Origin of the sequence: Nostoc sp. T09 (genome assembly GCF_002154695.1) — a bacterium.
In the GTDB taxonomy this organism is placed as follows: domain Bacteria; phylum Cyanobacteriota; class Cyanobacteriia; order Cyanobacteriales; family Nostocaceae; genus Aulosira.
Genome location: NZ_MTAV01000046.1, coordinates 1 through 22,406, shown reverse-complemented (window position 1 = coordinate 22,406; position 22,406 = coordinate 1). Strand labels below are relative to the sequence as shown.

Sequence of the window (22,406 nt, the reverse complement as noted above, 5' to 3'; positions counted from 1 at the left end):
GATTTATTTCAGCCAGTTAGGGTTGTGTTCAAAGTTAAAACGCCGCTCAAATTTTTCCGATGGTCTACCAATTCTTTCTTGTTCGGCTATCACATGAACTTCATAGCGACCGGATGGCGCTTTGCGTGCATTCCAGGTAAAGGCTATTTCTCCATCTCGGGCATTATTAAGAGAACTGCTGTGGACAACTGTGCCATTACGCAGAATTTCAAAAGTGGAGAATTTTGACCGATAGGAAGTATAGAATACAAATTCATATTGTCCTGAGGGTTTTCCAATAGTTACAGGTAGATAAACTGAGTTGACTTCAGCTAAGGCGCGTAGACTGTTTGGTGGAACTTTGGCTTTATTTAAAACCTCTGGTTTTAAGGTAAAACTAAAGCGACCCTGACTTGGCTTCAAAGATAGGTTATCTAATAGATAATTTTTGCTCAATGATTGTACTTTTAACTCTGGGGTGCTGTTACCGAGGCGGGGAATTACTAGGGTGAGGAGGTTGGGATAGCTGGTAATACCACGAGTAACAATGGAAATTAAGTTAATGCCACTCACAACATCTCTAGATTGAATACCTTCGCAACGGTTGTTCTCCCGGCGAATATAGGCAGTTGTTTGAGGATTGCCATTAGGACAAGCTTGGGCTGGAAGGGTGCTAAGGCTGAAAACAAATAAACTCGTGAATAGAAATTGATATTTCATAGTTAGGGTATTCCCCATTTCCGCAGTTTTTCAATTACTACATTCATGTCATAGGCGAAACCAAAGCCACCCGTGGCAGGGGTTTGAGATGCAATTAGAATTTTAGTAGCATCCTGTAGTTGCTGATTAGAATCATTAATCTGCACTACAATACCGATAACTTGTTGTTTCTCTTTATCAATGATTGGCCCGCCAGAATTACCTTCTGCAAGGGTGGCTGTGATTTGTAGTTTGTTTTCTTGAGATATGACATTGCTAATCTTGCCAGATTCGGTAGTCCAGTCAGCGCCATTGCTGGGATGACCAATTACGATGACTTCAGTAGTACGCCGCACACTCCCGGAATACATTGGTAAGGGCTGGATATCTTCAGGAATATCTGTAACTTCGAGTAAGGCTAAATCTATGGAGTCATTGGTATTTGTAATTTGCAGAATTTTAGCTTTGTAGCGGGGGAGAAACTTACCGCGAGGCGGTTGGCTGTAAAATTCCAACTCAATTTTTTCGCTGGGGCGTTTTGTGCGTTGTGCATCGGTGATTACATGGCGGTTGGTGAGAATCCAGGCTGTGTTTCCCTCACGTTTCACTACCCAACCAGCACCAATATTATTTCCGGTGGGAATTTCGGCAACAATCCGCACAACAGAACGCAAGACACCAACTAAAGGTTCATCTTTGGGACTAGGCAACCATTGGCGATCGTCTACGATTGCTAAAGGTGGATTCCGTCGCAATGCCAACAGTCGTTCTGCTTCCTTAAGATTGTTTTGGGCTGTTACATAATTCGGGCCTAAAGCAATTGCCTGTTTAAACTCTGCGATCGCTTCTTTTAACTTCCCTTGCTGTTGGAACGCTACGCCTAAACCATTGTGAGCGAAAGTATGGGCAGTGGGGTAAGTTCCAAATTTATAATTTGGTAGGTTAAGAGCTTGTCGATAGTTGGCGATCGCTAGTTCTACTTTCTTCTGCTGATGCAGCATAATCCCCAGAAAAGCATAAGCAACAGAGCCGTTGGGGTTGAGTTGAATGAGTTTTTGCATAGCAGCGATCGCTTCTTCTGGTTTTTTCTGCCCATATAAAATAGCTCCGAAAAAAGCGTAAGTATTAGTATCTTTAGGATTAAGTTGGATAGCTTTTTCATAGGCAGCAATCGCTACTTCTAGCTTTTTATGCTCATATAATGCAGCCCCCATAACAAGGTAAGCATTAGCATTTTTGGGATTAAGTTGGATAACTTTTTCGCAGATAGCGATCAATAGTTCTGGATTCTTCTGCCCATATAGCAAAATTACCATACCTATGTAAGTATCAGCTTTTTTGGGATTAAGTTGGATAGCTTTTTCGTAGATGGCGATCAATAGTTCTGGATTCTTCTGCCCATATAGTAAAATTAGTACAAATACGTAAGAATCAGCTTTTTCAGGATTAATTTGAATAGCTTTTTCATAGGCAGCGATCGCTTGTTCTGGTTTGTTTTGCTCATATAATACAACCCCCAGAGCAAGGTAAACATCAGCATTTTTGGGATTAAGTTGGATAGCTTTTTTGTAGGCAGCAATCGCTTGTTCTAGTTTTTTCTGAGAAAACAGCGCATCTGCCATACCTACATAAGCATCAGCATTTTTGGGGTTGAGTTGGATGGCTTTTTCGTAGGCAGCGATCGCTTGTTCTAGTTTCTTCTGCTTATATAGTGCACAACCCAGATTGTAGTAAGCAACAAAATTGTTAGGATCTATTCGCAAGACTCTATGCCAAATTGCTTCAGCTTCTGAATATTTTCCTGCTTCTTGGACTGCATTGCCTTGTTGAAATAGCTGTTCAACAGTGGTCTTGGTAGATGCTAATTGAGGTGTTGTAGCCAGAGATACGCTTAAAAATGAGGCAATTATTTTAGGATCTATCACAGTCCACCCCAATAAATATAAAATCTATATTTTTAAATATATAAACTAGTTTTTGATAAAACTATGGGGCTTATTATTCTCAATTTATACTTGTGTATATAGTGATTAAATACCGTCATAAAAATAACTAAAAAGTAGAATTAATATTTTTTATGATTGTGGGATTTTCTGGTAATTAAATGTCTTAAAATATTACGCACTTAAGTTGTATATTTACTCATGAGTGTTATCATTATTTTTTGCTATTTGTATTTCAAATTACAGTCTTAACGCAAAAATTTACAATCCAAACACGCATCAGCCCACAAGCCAAGCGTTGCCATCAGCTTTTGTGGTTTTTCTAGAAGAAAAAGTTTTATGCTTGGCGATCGCCATCACTCATTACTTCATCAAAAAAACATATAAAGTCTAATTTAGTCATCAAAATTTTGATTTTCTGGCTTATTTTAGTATTTTTAGAAGGCAAAATGCCTTATTGCCTACTCATTAAGCCTTAACACCTTCTCAAAATGCCTTACTACCTTCTCATTTTGGTGTTTTCCGCAAGTAAAATGCCTTATTGCCTACTCATTAAGCCTTAATGCCTTCTCATTTTGGTAAATCACGCACTCATTGTAGTGTTTTCCGCAGGCAAAATGCCTTATTACCTACTCATTAAGCCTAAACGCTTACTCGTTTCGGTAAATCACGCACTCATTTTGGTGTTTTCCGCAAGCAAACAGATATATTGCTTTCTCAAACTCTACAGTTTGATCGCACTCATGGCTAGATTTGCACACCTCCAGCTTGAAAAATCTGTTCGGCGGTTAAATTCAATTCCGGGAAGGTGGGTGAGATAATGCGTTCACCACCAAGGAACTGCTGGATTTGGTATTCTCCCTCGACTAACGAGTAAATCGAGATAGTCGGTTGTTTAGGATTGCCAATAAACCGCTTACCGCCTAAAGCGGCATAATCTACAATCCAGTATTCGGGAATTCCCACTGTTTCATAAGCAGCCACTTTTGTTAGATAATCATCACGCCAGTTAGTGCTAACCACTTCAATCAACAACGGTATAGATTCGGCATGGCTTACAGTAGAGTCTTTTTTCCAGAGTGGTTCATTGACTAAATTGGGCCGATTTAATAACAGCACATCTGGCGAGTAAGCTGATTCACTCTCCAATGGTTTAACCAACGCTGTTTTGGGAATGAAGTAGGGAAGTTTTAGTCGCCCAATTTCGATAGATATATTTAGTGCCAAAAAACCTACAACTTCTTCGTGTTCACCTGTAGGCTGGGACATCTCTACAACGACTCCATCATGCAGTTCATAACGTTTTCCAGAGTTATCTGGGTATTTAGCAACGAATTCATCGAATGTAACTAGTTTGCGTAAGGTTTGAGCCATAAATTTATTGCCTTCTATATCGCTTCATTTGTGATTTGTCATTTCTCCCTTCCCTCATCCCCCTTCCCTTGTCCCCTGTTCCCCGTTCCCTTCTTAAATGCTTGCAATCAAAACATCATGATCTAGTATTGTTGGGTATTCTCTAAAAATGCGATCGCCTGAGACTGATGATTGAAGTTGAGCATCTAAGTAAAATATACGGTTCTACCCCAGCAATTTCTGATGTGACTTTTAGCGTCGAACCTGGGGAGATTTTAGGGTTTTTAGGGCCGAATGGCGCTGGTAAAACTACTACTATGCGGATTTTAGCGGGTTATTTACCAGCAACCAAGGGCACGGCGAAGATTGCAGGCTTTGATGTCCATGAGAATTCTCTATCTGTGCGGCAACGGATTGGTTATTTACCAGAAACACCGCCGTTATATCCAGATATGACGGTGGAGGGATTTTTGCATTTTGTTGCCAGAATTAAGGGAGTATCCGCAGGCGATCGCAATAATAAAGTGACAGCCGCGATCGCCCGCTGTAATTTAGACGATAAGCGTAAGGTAATTATCCGCAAGCTTTCTAAAGGATATCGTCAAAGAGTGGGGATTGCTCAGGCGATCGTTCACGATCCACCAGCAATCATTTTAGATGAACCGACGGTAGGACTCGACCCCCGGCAAATTATTGAGGTGCGGAATTTAATTAAAAGCCTCGCCGGAACTCATACAATCATTCTTTCTACCCACATTCTCCCAGAAGTGAGTATGACCTGTAGCCGTGTTGCCATTATCAATCGCGGTAAAGTAGTCGCCACTAATACACCAGAAAATCTCATGACACAGTTGACAGGTGGTTCTGGATATGAGTTAGAGATTGAGGGAGAAGCTGCCCTAGCAAAGCAAGTACTGCAAAATATATCTGGTGTGAGTCTGGTAGAATCAATTCCGACGGCGGGGAGTCATCACCCACCGCAAGAAAACCGCGCTTATTTGCGGGTAATATCGCAACCGGGAACCGAACCAGGAAAGCATATAGCCACAACATTGGTGCGTGCGGGATTCGCTTTACATGAAATGCGGCGTGTCAGCGCTACCTTAGAAGATGTGTTCTTGCAACTGACAACAGAAGAAAAGAATTTAGAGTCTATAGAAGACTCAGCAGTCACACAAGGAGAAGCCGCGTAGATGGGTATAGTACTGAGTAATATTATCGCCATTTATCGCCGGGAATTGCAGAGTTATTTTGTATCGCCTTTGGCTTATGTAATTGCTGGCATATTCTGGTTTTTATCTGGGTTGTTCTTAATCATGATTTTGCTAGGGCCAGACGGGATTTTGCCAACAATCACCGCCTTAGATTTACAAGGACAACAAATGGGCGTACCAGTACCGCCAATCGATGTTCCTTATGAATTTGTGCGAGCGTTTTTAGACCGTATGGGGTGGCTATTATTATTTGTGCTGCCAATTCTCTCAATGGGGCTTTATGCCGAAGAACGTAAGCGTGGCACTTTAGAACTATTAGCAACGTCACCAGTCACAAACTGGGCGGTAGCTGTTGGTAAATTATTAGGGGTGCTGACTTTTTTTGTCACAATGATTGTGCCCTTAGTAGTAATTGAAGCGTTTGTTATTAGTAGCTCAAATCCACCAATGACACCTGCAATTCTTTTGTTAGGTCATTTAGGATTAATCTTACTAGCAGCAGCAATTTTATCTTTGGGAATGTTTATTTCATCGTTAACAGACAGTACAATTCTCTCGGCAGTCTTCACCTTTGCAGTCATTTTACTGCTGTTATTCGTTGATTTAATTGCTAAAACCTTCCCTGGTCCTATTGGAGAAGCTTTGAGCTACATCTCCTTGCTGAGACATTTCAATACTCTTATTCAAGGCATTTTTGATACCAGCGCCATACTTTTATTTGTTAGTTACATTTTTTTGGGTGTCTTTCTGACATCTCAATCAATTGATGCATTACGTTTTCAGCGTCAATAGTCATTTGTCCTTTGCCATTTGTCATTATTTTTTAAATAGATGGAGCTAAATAAACACAACATATTCCGTTATTGCCTGAAAAGCAAAGCAATCCTCCATCCTTGCAATTGCTGCGCTCCACTTCTTTACAGTCGCAATGACATTTGATATTTAGTTCCAGCTATATTATCCAGGACAAATGACCAATGACCAATGACTAATGACCAATGACCAATGACAATTAACAAATCACATGAAAATCGTTGCTAAAAAGAAACTTTGGAAATATCTGTTTTGGCTTGGCCCTTTTCTATTAGTTGCGGGCTTAACTTCTGGGTTAGTTGCATCAAATTGGGGGCCAATTTCCATAGCATTACTATTTACTGGAATTGTGGTCATTGGCTTGTGGATAATTGTGCAAAGTCAGGAAAGTCAATGGTGGGGGCGACGTTCAACCCAAGCAGGGACTAATGCTTTAGTTGCAACCATAGCAGTATTGGCAATTTTAGGGCTAATTAACTTTTTGGGTACTCGCTACCACTACCGTGCAGATTTAACAGAAACGCAGTTATTTACCCTTGCACCTCAATCGCGGGAATTAGTGCATAATCTAGCACAGCCAGTAAAAGTCTGGATTTTTGATGTGACTCAGAATTCCCAAGACCGGGATTTGCTAGAAAATTACAACAGGCAAAGTTCAAAGTTTCAATTTGAGTATATCGATCCGCAAGCTAGACCAGGATTGGCAGAAAAATTTGGTGTTAAAGATTACGGAGAAGTTTATTTAGAATCTCAAGATAAAAGACAGTTAGTGCAGGTGGTGAATCAAAATGAAAGACTGTCAGAAGTGCGGTTAACTAATCGCCTGCAACAAATCACTACTGCTAACTCAGCTAAAGTTTACTTCTTGCAAGGTCACGGCGAACGCCAACTTACAGCTGCTGAGGGTGGAATTTCTCAAGCAGCGCAGGGATTAACTGATAAAAATTTCACAACCTCACCATTGAATTTAGCGGAACAGTCCAAAGTTCCTAATGATGCTGCGGCTGTGGTAGTAGCAGGCCCCAAACGTGGATTGTTTGACGGTGAAGTGAAAGCCTTACAAGAATACCTGAATCGAGGCGGTAACTTACTGCTGATGATTGACCCTAGTACCGACCCCAAACTCGATAACTTACTTAAAGACTGGGGTGTTCGCCTGGATAATCGTTTAGCCGTTGATGTTTCTGGGGGAGGTGCAGGACTTGGCCCAGCAGTTCCTTTAATTACAGAATACGGACAACATCCAATTACCAAAGATTTCGGCAAGGGTATTTCTTTTTATCGCTTGGCTAGACCGTTGGAAATTACGCCAGTAAATGGTGTCGTGTCTACACCTCTGCTGCAAACTAAACCTTATCCCAACAGCTGGGCAGAAAGCGACTTACAAAGCGAAAAATTAGAGTTTAACCCCGATAAAGACTTGAAAGGTCCGCTAACTTTGGGCGTGGCTTTGGAGAAAAAACTCCCAGCGCCATCAGCAAGCCAACCTAATCCCACACCTTCGCCATTACCATCACCCACAACTCAAGGTCAAGCGACACCTTCGGCATTACCATCACCGATAGCCAGAGATCAAGGGACACCTAAAGCGAGTCCTTCTCCTACACCTTCTGCACTACCATCACCAACCACCGCCAGTCAGGCTAACCCAACTTCTACTCCTTTACCCAGTCCCACTAATTCTGCACTTCCAACCGAGAAGCCAGCTGAAAAAACTGCCACTGCATCAAGGTTAGTGGTGATCGGAAATTCGGATTTTGCTACTGATGGCTTGTTTCAACAACAACTAAATGGCGATGTATTTCTCAACTCAGTAACTTGGCTGAGTCAACAGGATCAGCAACCCTTATCAATTCGCCCCAAAGAAGCGAAAAACCGTCGCCTTAACATCACAGCCGCCCAAGCCAGTCTTTTAACATTATCCTCTCTACTACTTCTACCCCTAATTGGGTTATTAGGAGCATCTTTGATTTGGTGGAAACGACGCTAAGAAGAGGACGTAGGGACGCAGGGACGCAGGAAGGGGGATGAGGGAGAAAAAATGACTCTTGCCTATTGCCCAATGACTAATGACAAATGACAAATAACAAATGACCAAAAAATGAAATTTTCGCGAACGACTTTAATTTTGCTATTGCTAGCGCTGGGTTTGGGTGGTTTTGTTTACTTTCATGAAATTCGCGGGGCGACTCAGCGAGAAGAAGTTAAGGAGAAAAAGCAGCAAATTTTCGCTTTTACAGCAGATGATGTGCAGTCTTTGTCAATCACAACTCAAAAGGTTTCTTTGTCTTTGGAACGTAACGCCCAGGAAAGCCAGCCCAAGTGGTTGCTCAAATTCCCGGTATCAGAGCCAGCGAATGATGCTATTGTTTCTTATTTGATGGATTTGTTAGTTAAAGGAAAGAGCGATCGCTCTTTATCCATCCCACCTAGTCAAAAAGCAGATTTTGGCTTAGATCAACCCCAAGCAACTATCAATATCAGCCTGAAAAATCAGCAAAGCCATCAATTACTGTTAGGGAAGCCTAACTTTAACCGCAGTTTCTTATACGCGCAAGCTGACCCAACTGTAAAACCCGATGGTAATATAGATGTGCTGTTGGTATCTACAGATTTTGAAAACGCAGTGAATCGGGACATATCTGAGTGGAAACAACCCGCAGCTAATAGCGATAAAACATCTACTCCAAGTCCTGGTGAACCAACTCCACCACCCAGCAAATAACTAGCAAGGGAGTAGGGGGACAAGGAGGACAAGGGGGATGAGAGAGAAAAAATGACTCTTGACTCTTGCCCCATGCCCAATGCCCAATGACCAATGACAAATGACAAATGACAAATCCAACAGCAACATTGCTCATTTCTTGCCCCGATCAACGGGGGTTAGTGGCGAAAATTGCTAACTTTATCTATGCCAACGGCGGCAATATCATCCATGCAGATCAGCATACAGACTTTGCCGCTGGGTTGTTTCTCACCCGGATTGAATGGCAATTACAAGCGTTTAACCTGCCACGGGATTTAATTGGGCCAGCATTTAATGCGATCGCTCAACCTTTAGGCGCTAAATGGGAACTACACTTTTCTGATACCGTACCGCGCATTGCTATTTGGGTCAGCAAGCAAGACCATTGTTTATTTGACTTGATTTGGCGACAACGTGCTAAAGAATTTGTAGCAGAAATACCTTTAATTATTAGCAACCATACTAATTTAAAGGGGGTAGCCGAGCAATTTGGTATTGATTACCAACACATTCCCATCACCAAAGATAACAAAGCAGAGCAGGAAATTAAGCAATTAGAATTACTGCGCCAGTACAAAATAGATTTAGTTGTATTGGCTAAATATATGCAAATTGTTAGTGCAGATTTTATTAAAAGCTTTCCCCAGATTATTAATATTCATCATTCATTCTTGCCAGCTTTTGTCGGAGCTAATCCTTATCACCGAGCTTTTGAACGCGGAGTTAAAATTATTGGTGCAACGGCACATTATGCCACTGCTGATTTAGATGCCGGACCAATTATTGAACAGGATGTAGTGAGAGTTAGCCACCGCGATGAAGTTGAGGATTTAATTAGAAAAGGCAAAGATTTAGAGCGAGTTGTGTTAGCCAGAGCAGTGCGATCGCATTTGCAAAACCGCGTATTGGTTTATGGAAATCGAACAGTAGTCTTTGAGTAATTTGATATATAGGAATCAGATTTGATTACTGAAAAAATCTAAGTATGTGTAGGGTGTGTTATGCCGTAGGCTAACGCACCTTGGCCTTAATCTGGTGCGTTAAACTTCGTTATAACGCACCCTACTGGAATGTTTCAGCTAATTTAGTGCTTTAGTTTTTGCCTATTCCACTACGTATTTTTCAAAAATCAAATATGAATCCTATATATCTGAGTTTGTAAGAATTATTTTTAACAAAACATCAATTAAGCATTTGTTTAAAACACTCAAAGAATATATATTAAATTACTATGGACGCTATGCTGATAGTTTCAATGGCAGTTGAAGTATAAATGTGGTCCAGCCCTGACCGCTTGTAACTTCAATTGTGCCTTGAAGATGTCCCACTAGCTTTTTCACTAATGCCAACCCCAATCCTGTGCCGCTATCTTGCTGAGGATTGCTTTGAGCCTTCTGGTAATCAGGGTCAAAGATAGTAGATTTTTCTTTTGCCTTACTTTTGAGAATGCGGTAAAACGGTTCAAAGATTAAAGATTTTTCTGTTGTCGGAATCTCAACACCAGAATTGCTAATGATAATTTCCACACGTGGAATTTCAGATTGTGCATCTTTATCGATCGGGTTCTTTGTAGCGTCTGCAAGTTGGGCATTTAGCATAATCTGCTCACCAGCAGGAGTATATTTGTAAGCATTGTTGAGCAACTCTGATACAATCCGGGTGAGAAGATTAAAGTCTGAAAATATAGGTGGTAAATCTGGAGCAACGTTAATTTCTAGAATTTGTTGTTGAGCTTGAGCCAATTCTTGAAAACTCTCGGCAACGTGAGGAAGCCAGTGTTGAAGATGAATCGAAGTTAATTCCCAGGGATAAATATCAGCATCAACTATACGCATTTGTAGTAAATCATCGACAAGATTTAGTTCTTGTTCACACTGGTCACGTAAAATATTTAAATATTGGGTTACAGATCCAGATATAGAAAATCTTTTTGAATTCAAAATACCCTGCCGATCCAGAAGATTTTCTAGCATTGAGATTGCCATTTTGATGTTTGACAAAGGCGTTCTCATTTCATAAGAGGTGGTTGCCAAAAAATCTTCTTTCAACTGGTTTAGCCGTTGGAGTTCTGCCATTTGAATTTCTAGTTGTTTGGCGCGTTCAGCAGCAATATTACGTTCTTCGGCTAGCCTTCGTTGCGAGTCATCCCTAAAAACCATAACTGCTCCTGCTACTGCACCATTGTTGTCTCTCAAAGCAGTAGCGCTATCAGCTATTGGAGTTTTTGCTCCGTTTTTGGTAACAAGTAGGATGTGATTATCGAGATAGATGGGGTTTTGGGTTTGCAAAGCTAAAACGATCGGATTTTCTATAGGAAGCTGAGTTTGTTCATCAATGAATTGGAAGACTTCGGTTAACATTTTGTCTTTAGCTTCATCCAATCGCCACCCTGTTAATGCTTCAGCTACTTGATTCAAGTATTTGACATGTAACTGAGGATCTACGACAAGCACTCCGTCCCCCATTCCCCGCAGGACAGTACTTAAAAATTGCTCGCGTTCATAACGATTGAGCGCTGTTTGGATAGCGACGTAGAGTTCTTGCTCTCTGATTGGTTTGAGAATATAACCAAAGGGCGATGTTAGCGTTGCCCGCTCTACAGTGCTTTTGTCTGAATGTCCTGTAACGTAGATTATAGGAATTTGCAGATGATTCCAAATTTGCTCTGCTGCTTGGATACCGTCTATCTCGCCCCGTAGCCGAATATCCATGAGAATTAAGTTGGGTTGCAACTCGGTTGCTTTTTCAATAGCTGCTGTTGCAGAATCCGCGATATCTACAACTGTGTATCCAAGGGACTCTAAACTTTCTTGTAAGTTAATTGCCAGGATATACTCATCTTCAACAATAAGGACTTGAATATTCTTAGATTTCTCTGTATTTGAGGATATGCTTGTCATAATTCATGTCCTGCTTCTTGCAAAAGAAATTTTAAATTCTGTTCCCTGTTGGCAGTGAATTTCGATGGTTCCCCGTAACTGCTTTATCAAACCGTAGACAAGAGTGATACCCAGAGTTTTAGTCTTTTTACTATCAAAATTAGCAGGTAGCCCAATGCCATTATCTCGAATAATGAGCATCAAATTACGTTGGTGCTCCCTCTCTATTAAAAATTCACACTCTTGATAGAAACGTAGCTGGATTTCACCTTGACGATTACAAGGAAAGGCATATTTTAAAGCATTGGAAACTAATTCATTAATAATTAAGCCACAAGGAATTGCGGTTTCAATATCCAAGCTAACATTATCAACTTGAATACTCAGTTTCACAGAACCTGAACTGACATTATAAGAATCAAATAAATGAGTTGTTAAATCTGGAATGTACTGAGCAAAATCAATATTTGCTAAATCTTCAGAACGGTAGAGTTTTTCATGCACCAAGGCAATCGATGCTATTCGGTTTTGGCTATCGCTTAGAATTGCGGTTGCTTGAGGATCTTGTGTACGTCTGCACTGCATCTGTAGCAAACTGCTGACAATTCCTAAGTTGTTTTTCACCCGATGGTGAATTTCTTTAAGTAATACTTCTTTTTCCTTCAAAGAGGCTTTGATTTTTTCTTCTGCTTCTTTGTGCTCGGTAATATTTTGTTGAACAGCAACAAGGACAGTTCCATACTCAGGATGTTCAAACACTGACGCGGTAGCACTACACCAGAAGAGAGTACCATCTTTCTTCACATTGCGAACCTCATAGGTTGCTTCACCTTGTTGAAGAACAGCAGAGTTAATAGCTTGATTAACCGCTTTAGCCGAGGTGTGTTCATCTGCATAGTTCACAATTGACACATGCTTACCGATTAATTCACCAGCATCATAGCCAAACATCTGCTCAAATTTAGGGTTGGCATAGACTATGATTCCATCAGTAGCTCGCACTAAGCAAATTCCCTCTGCCATGCTGCGAGTGATAACTGCTTGCAGCTCTAGCATTTTTTGAGCGCTTTTGTGTTCAGTAATATTGACGCTACTACCAACGATGCGGTATGTGCGTAAGTTTTCGTCTCGCAGCGGAGTTAGGGTAGTGATCCACCAGCTTTCCTGCTTTCCTTTAAAAGGTAAGCATTCTTCATAGGTAATGGTTGTGCCTGCGTCAATGCAATCTTGATAGTGTTGCCGCACAACTGCTGCTACATTTGCAGGCAGAAAATCCTCTGGAGTTTTACCTTGCACATTGTGACTACAAAAACCTGTGAGATGTTCGTGAACTGGGTTAACACTTACAAAACGAAAATCATCATCTAAAACATCTACAACAAAAATCGACTGTCCCACCCCATGATAAATACTGCGTAAAAAGTTTTCCTGCTCCTGAAGTGTTTGTTCTGCTAGTTTACGATCGCTAATATCAAATGCTACTCCTTGCAGAATTGGCGTTTTGCCATCTGGTGCAAGCACAAGGCTGGCTTGATCCTGAACCCAAATCATTTCGCCGTCAGCCGTGAAAAGGCGATATTCCAAATTCACAGATTCTTCAGTTGCAATTGCATTTTGCACACTTTCTATGACGCGATCGCGATCGTCAGGATGCACATACTCCACCCAACTGTTAAATAAGCCAGCATTCCACTGTTCGGGAGGAATATTGAGCATTTTTTGAATTTGGGGGCTAATATAACTAAATTCGGTAGTGGCGGTGATGGGTGAAGTGTAGATCACTCCCGGAATTTGTTCGATTAAAGTTCGGTATCGTAACTCGGCTTGTTTGAGCTTTGCTTCTGATTCTATGCGATCGCTGACATCCTGGGCAGTTCCGTAGAGACGACTAACTCGTCCATCGGCGTTGAATTCTGCATGTCCAATCGCTTCAAAATAGCGATGAGAGCCATCTGCTTGAGGTACACGGAGAATCAGTTTGTAGGATTCGCCAGTTGCGATCGCCCGTTCGACAGCTTGGTGCAATTTTTCTCGATCTTCAAGGTGGTACAGTTGGAGAACTTCTTCATAGTTTGGTTCTCCTAGGTCTGGATCTCGATTGCAGAGGTGGAAAAGCTCCTTTGACCAATTAATTTTGCCACTTGCAATGTCAAACTCCCAATTACCAAAACGGGCAACTCGCTGAGATTCTGCCAACAAAGCTTCACTTTTACGTAGCGTTTCTTCAGTGTTTTTGAGGTTAGTTATATCTACCATCAATCCATCCCAAGCGACGCGACCATCTTGTAATTGGCGTGGCGTAGAACGAAAATGCAACCATTTAAGTTTACCGCTGGGTGTCCGAATTCTCTGTTGCATATCAAATACAGACAAATTTCTGAAGGACTCATCCATCGCTGCTTGTACACGAGGGAGATCTTCTTGAATAATCTGTCTATAAAGCAAAGTTGAATCTCTTAGTGCATCTTCTACCGACACTTCCATTAGCTGTTCAATTCCAGCACTTAGATAAGAATAGTACTTACGATCGTTAAGTTCGCGAATAACTTTATAAATTGCGCCATTAGGCAGATTATCCCCAATCCTGCGCAACATGGCTTCACGCTCTTGCAAGGCGAGTTCTGCGTGTTTGTGAGCAGAAATATCTTTGACAAGCACAAATCTCGCTGGCTTTCCTCGCCAAGTGATGAGATGTCCATTAATTTCGACATCAATCACAGTACCGTCTTGCAGACAGTGTTTTGTTTCACCGACATAGATTGAGTCAGAGAAAAGGCTAAAATCTGACACAACTCGTTGAAAATCAGCAACTTCCTCACAAGGACGAATATCTCTAACTGTCATTGACAGAAATTCTGCCTCCGAGTAGCCATATTTGTGGATTGCTGCACGATTCACAGCCAGAAAGCTAAAAGTTTCCGCATCAAAAATCCACATAGGATTGGGATTACTTTCAAACAGCAATCGATATTGAGCTTCCGATTCCACTAACGCTGTTTGCATCTGTTTGCGCTCAGTCACATCTGCGAGGGAACCCACCAATCGCACGGGATTTCCTTGCTCATCCCAGACAGCCTTGGCCCGGGAGCGAAACCACCCGTAACTGCCATCTTTGCGGCAAAGACGATACTCAACGTTATAGTCTGGAGTTTGCCGTTGCAGATAGGCCTGTTGTGCAGCAATTACCCGTTCATAATCATCAGGATGAATGCGAATGCGCCACTCATCATCCAGATTGCTAAGTTCGTCACGTTCATAGCCCAACATCTCAAACCAACGCTCAGATCGGAAGGTTTGATTAGTAGTGATGTTCCAATCCCAAATTGCTTCATTAGTACCTGCGATCGCAAATTGCCAGCGTTCTTCGCTGTAACGCAGTGCTTCCTCAATGTGTTTGCGTAAGCGAAGCTCGTCGTAGACATCGCTGATATCATTACTAGCTTGTGATGCTTGATAACTGGCTTCCTTTTGCGCAAGCAACTCACTCATGTGTTTTCTTTGCGCCACTTCCTGTTCCAACTCTGCTGTTTTGGCTTCAAGGGTTTGGCAGAGTCTTTCCATCACTTCGTGCAAAGTAACAATACTTATTACTTGTCCGCAACTATCAACTATGGATAAGTGGTCAATACCATGCTGGCGAAATAGTTGCACAACAGCGGGGAGATTCTCTGCATCCTTTTGGCTCAAGCTAATTACAGGTTGATCCATCTGAGTTATTCCTCCTTAAACAAACAGAAGAGGCGGAAATTAAGAGTAACAGCTACTACTGCGTAGCAATAGGAACTTAAGGCGATATCAGTAATGTCAAATTTTTTGCCAAAAACACTGTTTCTTCAGAATTTCCTCAGAATTTTGATTTAGACTTTCCTGCTAGAGTGCGATGCCTTGTTGGGATTAAACTCTCAACTTCTACTATTTCTAGTAGATAACTACTCTCTGTGTTCTCTTAAAAAAGCAGAATAGCAATTAGTTCAACAAAAACATAGATAAAGTATCAATTCTGTTACAAGGTAATAAATTTATGTCAATTCAAGTTGGGATGCAGAAGACGACGCCTAGCTTAATTTTTTCCTATCAAAACGTGGGTTTGTTAACCCAAAAGCAAACCAATTTTTCTAAGCAAAAAGTCGAATGTCCTCTATGTGGTTATGACCGAACTCGTAAACACGGCAAAACAAGTAAAGGTAGCCAACGCTACTTCTGCCCAAGTTGTCGCCAAACCTTTAGCGAGACTTTAAATACGCTTTTTTACCGTCGTCAAGTAAATAACGAAGACGTGCAGATTGTTTTGCAGTCCTATGCAGAAGGCATGAGCTTCCGAGCTATAAGTCGTATTAGTGGCTTAGCTTACAACACCGTAGCCAGAATTATTCAGGCTGCTAACCAGAAGGTGCATATATCGAAACCAGAGGTTGAGTAACGTCTAGTTTGGCTAAAAACTATCAAAAAATATGCCCCATGTCCTTCAAGAGTGCTGAGTTACTCACTTGTTGACTCAGAACTCATAACTCGCTACTGTTTTGCCCCATGCTGATTTTCATGCATCATGGTGAGTTTTCTAATCCAGGTGAGTGGTAGTTGGCATTACTAGATCAATAAACCCGAAGATGGGCTAATAATGAAGAAAGATTAAGTTGCATTGATCAAACTCGCAATGAGCCAAACTGCCCTAAATTTAATTGCAATATCTATTTTCCTGATGACCCTATCCGCGTTGCTGGGGCCATTATTGAACATTTCGCCAACAATACCAGCAATTGCTACCTTCACTATCTTGGGAATAGCTACTTTCGACAGTTTCAGCTTCCAAGGAAAGGGAGGTTCTCTGATTTTAGATTGGATTGCTGGCTTCTCTAGCGAACATCGCGATCGCGTTATCCACCATGAAGCCGGGCATTTTCTAGTTGCACAGCTATTAAATATTCCCGTTACTGGTTACACTCTCAGTGCTTGGGAAGCCTGGCAACAAGGGCAACCAGGGCAAGGTGGTGTTATTTTTGATGATGGCGAATTAGCGTCTCAACTAGAAGTAGGCAAAATTGGCGCTCAAATCTTGGATCGCTACTGTACTGTTTGGATGGCTGGGATTGCTGCGGAAAATCTAGTTTTTCAAAATGCTGAAGGTGGATCTGACGATCGCCGCCAGCTTGCAGAGGTATTGACAAATTTAGGATTTACTGATGGCAATCGTCAACAAAAACAACGGTTTCATGCGCTACAAGCCAAAAACCTATTACAAGAAAATTGGTCAAGTTACGAAGCTTTAGTTAAAGCTATGCGGCAACGCGCCTCAGTGGCAGAATGCCAGAGTGCGATTGAGAGTGCACAGTTAACAGACAATCAGCATAATTAAGCTAGATAACGGTAGTGAAAGTACCTGCAAGGTTGAGTAAATATAGATTTTGCTGTAACGCACCAAATTAAAAAAGTGAGTTACAGCGCTTTTAATTCAACACTTAAAACCGTGTTTATTTGTGCGCCGAACCCACCCTGTGAACTTAAAATTTTTTTTGATAAATAAGTTTCAAGAAGAAGCAGCAGCTTTAAGATACTGAACATGGGATAAGTGATCCCAACCAATCACTTTATTTCTTCCAGTAGCTTTAGCTTCTAATAAACATTGATCGGCACGATGCAGCAGACTGATGCCTTGCTCGTCATCATCACTCTGTAGAGAAGCAGTACCTAAACTAATCGTGATGTTAATAGTATGTTGATTGTTGATTGCAAATGGTTGTTCGCTAACTATGCGATTCAGACGACGCGCTACAATCGAAGCTTCTTCACCAGTAGTATTGGCTAAAAGAATCACAAATTCTTCGCCACCATAGCGGAAAGGAGTATCTTGAAAGCGCAAATTATGTCGGACACGAATACACAGCAACTGCAACAGGCGATCGCCAACTAAATGACCGTAAGTATCATTAACTTTTTTAAAAAAATCAACATCTAAAATGATTAAACTAAAAGGAAGTGATTGCTCACGGGCTTTTTGAATTTGCCTAGGTAAGTCCCACTCCAAAGCACGACGATTATTGAGTTCCGTCAAAGAATCAGCTAGGGCGATCGCAGATAATAAATCATTTGTCCGAATCAAATCACGATACTTTTTCGCTTTACGCAACCCAACTGTTAATTGAGCTAGTATCAGGCGCTGGTTAGCTGTCAACTCTGCCAATGTATAATCTGTTTTTCCTTCAGGAAGCTGCCAAATATAAGCGTCGGCTCCTTGCTTTAATGCCGAGGAAGTCATCTCCAATTCCCACTCCCAGCCATATTTGCCTCTATCAATTATCTGCTGAGAACGATCTTCCAAAAGAATACAGTATATCCAAGATAGCTTTGGTTGGTCTTTCAACCAGCTACACAGTTCCATACTGCCATCTAGGCTAGCCTGCACAACTATAATGTCGGGTGGCGTCATTGTAATATGGGAAACTGCCTGATCGAGATTGGCAATAACTTCTACGCTAAAAGCGGTTGCATAACGGATCTGATCTGGAAGTGTGGTGAGAAATTTCTGACTCCCGAAGACCAGAATGGAAATATTCATTGTTTTGCTTTTTGCCCTCTTTCAACTTTAAAAGTATGACCTTGTAACAATGCTGTTCTTACTTAATTAATACTGAATACGTCGGTATTTCTGGTTAGGGAAAATTACTCTTGATTTAACCGTTTTACTGCTAAATCTATAATTTATTTGCAATTTTAATCTCCTTTTAAGGATTTACCTCAACTATAGTTACTAGTAAATGAACTTATGAACATACTTTCTACTTTTTCATATTTTTTTTAAAACAGTAAAAATACTGAATATTCCTTCTTGAAACAAAAGTCTTTATGTGTTTTCCAGGTATCGGTCATTAGGAACATTTATGAACCCAATGGTTGATAATACTAAGCATATAATGAAGCAAAAAAATTACTAAAATTGAATATTTAAAATTTTATAAAATTTATATTTCCCAGTAATAACCGATATATTTGCTAATCTAAAAAATTAGATCTCCCTTAAAATACTGAATCAAGCTACTTAAATAGAATATATTTGTACATCGGTGCAGGAGAAAGGAAAGCCTCATGCAGCAAGTGTTAAGCGATAGTGTTAATAAATGATAAACCGAAGCCTTATGAATATATTTTATTAGTTATATCTTCATTAAAAGATTGAAAATCATTCAGTAATTATACATAACTATTGAATAAAAACCCTAACATTAACCGAGATAAATTTGGTTAAATACGCGATTGTCCGCTCTATCAAGAAACGGACAATACAGCAACACTTTATGGAAATGTAAAAAGTTTTGAATCTAACTTGTAAACAAAGTTAGAACATGATTAATAACCTGCAATTTTGTAACCAGCAGCAACAATTATCTGCTTAATAGTCTCCTCAGATGCTGCGGATTCTACGGTAACAGTTTTAGCATTGACATCTACATCCACTTTTGCATCAGGTTCCATTACATGAATGGAGTCGCTAATTTTTGTCGCACAGTCTTCACAAGCAATGTTCGGTACATCTAGTTTTAATGCCATTACTTAACCTCAGAAAAAAATTTAATCTATTCTTAACGATTAATCTTATCTTCTGCGGTGAGATTGCTCATCCTACCAGAGTTAGGTGATTTTGCTAGTACATCGATACTTTCCTAGCCAGATTGACTGGCAGCAAGATTTCCGGAGATGTCAAAATATATAAATATAAAGGTATATCTGCAAATATACTTAGTACTGCTAAACGTAAGTCAAAATACCCTGCGGGTTGTAGAGTAGCCGTCTTTGGGCATCTACAAGAGACTCTGATCTCAAGCTTATAGGCGTGTTTTCTCGCTCACCCTCAGAGGTATTAGACCTTGATTTTCGCCAAGCTTTACTAAGGGATTAACTCGGAAGCAAAAAACTGGTAGCACAGATGTCCTTGACTGCGGCATACTTTGTCTGTAAAGCGAAGTAACGATCCTCTGTCGGCCTTCCCAAGTTTATTGAGATTAAATTTGTAAAAACCCATGTCTTCAAATCCCCAGTACCGGGCTGCGCCCCGCTTCGCTAACAGCGGTAACGAAATTCGCACCTTATTCCTGAACTTCTTTGCTGAACGAGGACACCAGATTCTCCCAAGTGCTTCTCTTGTGCCTGAAGACCCGACCGTACTGCTGACGATCGCGGGGATGCTACCATTTAAACCTATATTCTTAGGGCAACGCACGCCGGAATTTAAGCGGGCTACTACATCCCAAAAGTGCATCCGCACCAACGATATCGAAAACGTCGGACGCACCAAACGGCATCATACTTTCTTTGAGATGCTGGGTAACTTCAGCTTTGGAGATTATTTTAAAGAACAAGCGATCGCTTGGGGATGGGAAATCTCTACTCAAGTTTTTGGCTTTTCCCCAAACAACCTTGTAGTTAGCGTTTTTGAAGAAGACGACGAAGCCTTTGCGATTTGGCGCGATCAAATCGGCGTACCAGCAGCAAGAATCAAGCGCATGGGTGCAGACGATAACTTTTGGGTATCTGGCCCGACTGGCCCCTGTGGCCCTTGTTCTGAGATATATTACGATTTCCACCCCGAACGCGGCGACGACAGCATTGATTTAGAAGACGATTCGCGGTTTATCGAGTTCTACAATCTCGTCTTCATGCAATACAATCGGGATGCAGAAGGAAATTTAACACCACTGCAAAACAAGAACATCGATACTGGCATGGGTTTGGAGCGAATGGCGCAAATCCTGCAAAAAGTACCGAATAATTACGAAACTGATTTAATTTTCCCGATTATCCAAACAGCGGCGCAAATTGCGGGAATTGAATATCACAGCAGCGACGAGAAAACTAAAGTCTCGCTGAAAGTGATTGGCGATCACGTTCGCGCTGTCGTCCACATGATCGCTGATGAAATCCGCGCCTCCAACGTCGGACGGGGTTACATATTGCGGCGATTAATTCGGCGGGTGGTGCGTCATGGGCGATTAATTGGCATTTCTGGCGAATTTATTACCCAAGTTGCCGAAACTGCGATCGCTCTTTCGGAATCAGCTTACCCCAACGTGCGGCAACGGGAAGCCGCAATTAAAGCTGAACTGCAAAGAGAAGAAGCCAATTTCCTACGAACTCTCGACAGAGGCGAAAAACTGCTGGAAGAAATTATTCAACAGGTAAAACAGCAAGGAAAAACCTCAATTAGCGGTGAAAGTGCTTTTACTCTTTACGACACCTACGGCTTCCCCCTAGAACTGACGCAAGAAATTGCCGAAGAACAGGGGCTAGAGGTTGATGTTGAGGGATTCAATGTCGAAATGCAAAAACAGGTAGAACGTGCCAAAGCAGCACATGAAACCATCGATTTAACTGTGCAAGGTTCCCTCGACAAACTAGCAGAACATATCCACGCCACCGAGTTCTTAGGTTATACCCAACCAGCAGCGACAGGGAAAGTTGAGGTATTGCTAGTAGCTGGTGTTGCTCAAGAAGAAGCAGAAGCGGGGACAGAAGTACAAATCGTCCTCGACAAAACGCCATTCTATGCCGAATCTGGGGGACAAATAGGCGATCGCGGTTATATCTCTGGTGATGGCGTTGTCGTTCGCGTCGATGACGTGAAGAAAGAATCAGATTTCTTCATCCACTTCGGACGCATTGAACGCGGTACAATCCGAGTAGGAGATACTGTAACTGCTCAAATTGATCGCGCTTGTCGGCGTCGTCTGCAAGCTAACCATACAGCAACTCACCTGCTACAAGCGGCGTTAAAGAAAATTGTCGATGAAGGGATATCGCAAGCAGGTTCTTTGGTTTCCTTTGACAGATTGCGCTTTGACTTCAACTGTCCCCGTGCTCTAACAGCAGAGGAAGTCCAGCAAATTGAGGAACAGGTGAATACTTGGATTGCTGAGGCACACTCTGCAAAAGTGGAAGTATTACCTTTAGCAGAAGCCAAAGCTAGAGGTGCTGTTGCCATGTTCGGGGAAAAATATGGTGACGAAGTGCGGGTGATTGACTTCCCTAGCGTGTCAATGGAACTGTGCGGCGGTACTCATGTCAGCAATACTGCTGAGATTGGCGTATTCAAGATTATCTCCGAGGCTGGTGTCGCTTCTGGAGTGCGGCGAATTGAAGCCGTTTCCGGCCCAGCGGTGCTAGATTATCTTAACCTGCGGGATAAAGTCGTCAAAGATTTAAGCGATCGCTTTAAAGTTAAACCCGAAGAACTACCAGAGAGAATCACAACTCTGCAAAACGAACTCAGAACCAGCCAAAAACAACTGGATGTATTGAAAGGACAATTGGCGATCGCAAAATCTGATAGCCTACTGCAAACAGCCGAATCTTTAGGGGATTATAAAATACTCGTCGCTCAATTAGATGACGTTGATCCCGAATCCTTGAAAACCGCAGCCGAACGCTTATTACAAAAACTCGGTAACGGTGCGGTGGTGCTGGGTTCAGTTCCCGAAGTTGACAAAGTTAGCTTAGTTGCAGCCTTCAGTGCAGACGTGAATAAGAAGGGTTTGCAAGCAGGTAAATTTATCGGTGCGATCGCCAAAATTTGCGGCGGTGGCGGCGGTGGAAGACCAAATTTAGCCCAAGCAGGCGGACGCGATGCGAGTAAGTTACCAGAGGCGTTAACGCAAGCGTTGAGCGATTTGAAGTCAGCGTTGGATTAATTGCTTGTAGAGAACGCATTGTCAATAAGATCCCCGACTTCTTAAAGGATACAGCTGGCGAATAGGGGGTAATACCCTACAAAAGTCAACAAGCTTTGGTTCTG

15 protein-coding genes are annotated in these 22,406 nt (G+C 41.7%); 8 read left to right on the top strand and 7 right to left on the bottom strand.

All coding sequences use genetic code 11. From position 1 onward, the window contains the following. Positions 1-3: 3 nt before the first annotated feature. From BV372_RS11580 to BV372_RS11565, 3 genes are all read right to left on the bottom strand, one after another. The gene (locus BV372_RS11580) at positions 4-699 is read right to left on the bottom strand and encodes a hypothetical protein (RefSeq protein ID WP_086686659.1); all 696 of its coding nucleotides are present in this window, start codon (positions 697-699) and stop codon (positions 4-6) included. Between the two features lie 2 nt (positions 700-701). Next, entirely contained in the window at positions 702-2,603 is a 1,902-nt protein-coding gene (locus BV372_RS11575) for a serine protease (RefSeq protein WP_143845064.1), read from the bottom strand. Between the two features lie 765 nt (positions 2,604-3,368). Beyond that, positions 3,369-3,995: a Uma2 family endonuclease gene (locus BV372_RS11565; RefSeq protein WP_086686657.1), complete on the bottom strand. Its 627-nt coding sequence runs from the start codon at positions 3,993-3,995 to the stop codon at positions 3,369-3,371. Between the two features lie 167 nt (positions 3,996-4,162). Here BV372_RS11565 and BV372_RS11560 point away from each other — a divergent pair, with 167 nt between their 5' ends. The 5 genes from BV372_RS11560 to purU all read left to right on the top strand — a co-directional run bounded on the left by BV372_RS11560 (position 4,163) and on the right by purU (position 9,688). Then, positions 4,163-5,167 (top strand): ABC transporter ATP-binding protein, encoded by a 1,005-nt coding sequence (locus BV372_RS11560; RefSeq protein ID WP_086686656.1) that lies wholly within the window; start codon positions 4,163-4,165, stop codon positions 5,165-5,167. Further along, the gene (locus BV372_RS11555) at positions 5,168-5,980 is read left to right on the top strand and encodes an ABC transporter permease (RefSeq protein WP_086686655.1); all 813 of its coding nucleotides are present in this window, start codon (positions 5,168-5,170) and stop codon (positions 5,978-5,980) included. It abuts the gene before it with no gap. Between the two features lie 232 nt (positions 5,981-6,212). Beyond that, positions 6,213-7,991: a Gldg family protein gene (locus BV372_RS11550; protein ID WP_086686654.1), complete on the top strand. Its 1,779-nt coding sequence runs from the start codon at positions 6,213-6,215 to the stop codon at positions 7,989-7,991. A 111-nt stretch (positions 7,992-8,102) separates the two neighbouring features. Further along, entirely contained in the window at positions 8,103-8,726 is a 624-nt protein-coding gene (locus BV372_RS11545; protein ID WP_086686653.1) for a DUF4340 domain-containing protein, read from the top strand. Positions 8,727-8,833: 107 nt separating this feature from the next. Further along, a complete protein-coding gene (gene purU / locus BV372_RS11540) occupies positions 8,834-9,688 on the top strand; it encodes a formyltetrahydrofolate deformylase (protein ID WP_086686652.1) in 855 nt (284 codons plus the stop codon). A 297-nt stretch (positions 9,689-9,985) separates the two neighbouring features. On the opposite strand, the gene BV372_RS11535 is transcribed toward purU, so the two are convergent. Both BV372_RS11535 and BV372_RS11530 read right to left on the bottom strand, forming a co-directional pair. After that, positions 9,986-11,647 (bottom strand): response regulator, encoded by a 1,662-nt coding sequence (locus tag BV372_RS11535; protein ID WP_086686651.1) that lies wholly within the window; start codon positions 11,645-11,647, stop codon positions 9,986-9,988. Between the two features lie 3 nt (positions 11,648-11,650). Further along, on the bottom strand, positions 11,651-15,334 hold the full coding sequence (locus BV372_RS11530) for a PAS domain-containing protein (protein ID WP_086686650.1): 3,684 nt from the start codon (positions 15,332-15,334) through the stop codon (positions 11,651-11,653). A 313-nt stretch (positions 15,335-15,647) separates the two neighbouring features. Between BV372_RS11530 and BV372_RS11525 the strand changes: the two genes are divergently transcribed. Both BV372_RS11525 and BV372_RS11520 read left to right on the top strand, forming a co-directional pair. Continuing rightward, a complete protein-coding gene (locus BV372_RS11525) occupies positions 15,648-16,046 on the top strand; it encodes a hypothetical protein (protein ID WP_086686649.1) in 399 nt (132 codons plus the stop codon). 234 nt (positions 16,047-16,280) lie between these two features. Continuing rightward, the gene (locus tag BV372_RS11520) at positions 16,281-16,979 is read left to right on the top strand and encodes an ATP-dependent Zn protease (RefSeq protein WP_086686648.1); all 699 of its coding nucleotides are present in this window, start codon (positions 16,281-16,283) and stop codon (positions 16,977-16,979) included. 171 nt (positions 16,980-17,150) lie between these two features. Here BV372_RS11520 and BV372_RS11515 read toward each other — a convergent pair whose 3' ends face one another. Both BV372_RS11515 and BV372_RS11510 read right to left on the bottom strand, forming a co-directional pair. Continuing rightward, entirely contained in the window at positions 17,151-18,179 is a 1,029-nt protein-coding gene (locus BV372_RS11515; protein ID WP_086686647.1) for a diguanylate cyclase, read from the bottom strand. Positions 18,180-18,967: 788 nt separating this feature from the next. Then, positions 18,968-19,168 (bottom strand): heavy-metal-associated domain-containing protein, encoded by a 201-nt coding sequence (locus BV372_RS11510; RefSeq protein WP_086686646.1) that lies wholly within the window; start codon positions 19,166-19,168, stop codon positions 18,968-18,970. A gap of 470 nt (positions 19,169-19,638) precedes the next feature. Between BV372_RS11510 and alaS the strand changes: the two genes are divergently transcribed. Beyond that, on the top strand, positions 19,639-22,302 hold the full coding sequence (gene alaS, locus BV372_RS11505) for an alanine--tRNA ligase (RefSeq protein ID WP_086686645.1): 2,664 nt from the start codon (positions 19,639-19,641) through the stop codon (positions 22,300-22,302). The last annotated feature ends 104 nt before the right edge of the window (positions 22,303-22,406 follow it).

What these genes read in the sequence shown, in the direction of transcription:
- BV372_RS11580 (WP_086686659.1), bottom strand. Translation starts at nt 699, where the DNA reads ATGAAATATCAATTTCTATTCACGAGTTTATTTGTTTTCAGCCTTAGC.
- BV372_RS11565 (WP_086686657.1), bottom strand. Translation starts at nt 3,995, where the DNA reads ATGGCTCAAACCTTACGCAAACTAGTTACATTCGATGAATTCGTTGCT.
- BV372_RS11560 (WP_086686656.1), top strand. Translation starts at nt 4,163, where the DNA reads ATGATTGAAGTTGAGCATCTAAGTAAAATATACGGTTCTACCCCAGCA.
- BV372_RS11555 (WP_086686655.1), top strand. Translation starts at nt 5,168, where the DNA reads ATGGGTATAGTACTGAGTAATATTATCGCCATTTATCGCCGGGAATTG.
- BV372_RS11550 (WP_086686654.1), top strand. Translation starts at nt 6,213, where the DNA reads ATGAAAATCGTTGCTAAAAAGAAACTTTGGAAATATCTGTTTTGGCTT.
- BV372_RS11545 (WP_086686653.1), top strand. Translation starts at nt 8,103, where the DNA reads ATGAAATTTTCGCGAACGACTTTAATTTTGCTATTGCTAGCGCTGGGT.
- purU (WP_086686652.1), top strand. Translation starts at nt 8,834, where the DNA reads ATGACAAATCCAACAGCAACATTGCTCATTTCTTGCCCCGATCAACGG.
- BV372_RS11535 (WP_086686651.1), bottom strand. Translation starts at nt 11,647, where the DNA reads ATGACAAGCATATCCTCAAATACAGAGAAATCTAAGAATATTCAAGTC.
- BV372_RS11530 (WP_086686650.1), bottom strand. Translation starts at nt 15,334, where the DNA reads ATGGATCAACCTGTAATTAGCTTGAGCCAAAAGGATGCAGAGAATCTC.
- BV372_RS11525 (WP_086686649.1), top strand. Translation starts at nt 15,648, where the DNA reads ATGTCAATTCAAGTTGGGATGCAGAAGACGACGCCTAGCTTAATTTTT.
- BV372_RS11520 (WP_086686648.1), top strand. Translation starts at nt 16,281, where the DNA reads ATGAGCCAAACTGCCCTAAATTTAATTGCAATATCTATTTTCCTGATG.
- BV372_RS11515 (WP_086686647.1), bottom strand. Translation starts at nt 18,179, where the DNA reads ATGAATATTTCCATTCTGGTCTTCGGGAGTCAGAAATTTCTCACCACA.
- BV372_RS11510 (WP_086686646.1), bottom strand. Translation starts at nt 19,168, where the DNA reads ATGGCATTAAAACTAGATGTACCGAACATTGCTTGTGAAGACTGTGCG.
- alaS (WP_086686645.1), top strand. Translation starts at nt 19,639, where the DNA reads ATGTCTTCAAATCCCCAGTACCGGGCTGCGCCCCGCTTCGCTAACAGC.